Source organism: Amycolatopsis ruanii (genome assembly GCF_003385175.1).
GTDB lineage: Bacteria > Actinomycetota > Actinomycetes > Mycobacteriales > Pseudonocardiaceae > Amycolatopsis_E > Amycolatopsis_E thermalba.
In genome coordinates this window covers 1-1,114 of record NZ_PQHY01000169.1, presented here as the reverse complement: position 1 = coordinate 1,114, position 1,114 = coordinate 1, and the positions used below count along the sequence as shown (strand labels likewise).

The following is a 1,114-nucleotide window of genomic DNA, read 5'->3' as shown; positions in this document are numbered from 1 at the left end:
CTAGTGTCCTGAGTCGTTAATTCGAGTTCAGCTGTAGGGTGCGGCATGCCGAATCCGAAGCTGCCTGAGTTGGCCTTGTCCGTTGATGAGGCACAGACGTTGCGGAACTGGGTGCAGCGGCGGAAGACGGCTCAGGCGTTGGCGTTGCGGTCGCGGATCGTGCTGCGGTGCGCCGAGGGCGGCTCGAACAGCGAGATCGCCGCGGAGTTGGGCGTCGGGCGCGCGATGGTCGCGAAATGGCGTTCCCGGTTCGTGGCCCAACGACTGGACGGCCTGGTCGACGAGCCACGTCCGGGGCGCCCGCGCACGATCACCGACGAGCAGGTCGAGGCGGTGATCACCAAGACGCTGGAGTCCACGCCGGCGAATGCGACGCACTGGTCGACCCGGTCGATGGCTGCGGAGTCCGGGTTGACCCAGACCGCGGTGACCCGGATCTGGAATGCGTTCGGTCTGCAGCCGCATCGCCGTGAGGCGTGGAAGTTGTCCAAGGATCCGTTGTTCGTGGACAAGGTCAAGGACGTGGTCGGGCTTTACCTCGCGCCGCCGGAGCGGGCGGTGGTGCTGTGCGTGGACGAGAAGTCCCAGATCCAGGCGCTCAACCGCACCGCCCCGATCCTGCCGATGATGCCGGGAACGCCGCAGCGTGCCACGCACGACTACACCCGCCACGGCACCTCCAGTCTGTATGCCGCACTGGACATCGCCACCGGCAAGGTCATCGGCCGGCTGCACGCGCGGCATCGTGCGATCGAGTTCAAGAAGTTCTTGATCGCCATCGACAACGAAGTACCCGCGGACCTGGCAGTGCATCTGGTTATGGACAACGTCTCGACCCACAAGACCCCGGTGATCAAACGCTGGCTGGCAGCTCACCCGCGGTTCACCGTGCACTTCACTCCGACCTCGAGTTCCTGGCTCAACCTCGTCGAACGCTGGTTTTCCGAGCTGACGACCAAAAAACTCCAACACGGCAGCCACACCAGCGTCCACGCGCTCAATCGCGACATCCGCGCATGGATCGAGACCTGGAACAACGAACCACGGCCCTACGTCTGGACCAAGACCGCCGACCAGATCCTTGACTCCATCGCACGCTACTGCACGCGAATTA

At 64.2% G+C, this 1,114-nt stretch carries 1 protein-coding gene; it reads left to right on the top strand.

Annotated elements, in window-relative coordinates:
- Nucleotides 1-45 precede the first annotated feature (45 nt).
- Nucleotides 46-1,114: IS630 family transposase (locus tag D0D28_RS35420; protein ID WP_116115563.1), on the top strand; the 1,069-nt coding region annotated here is incomplete at its 3' end.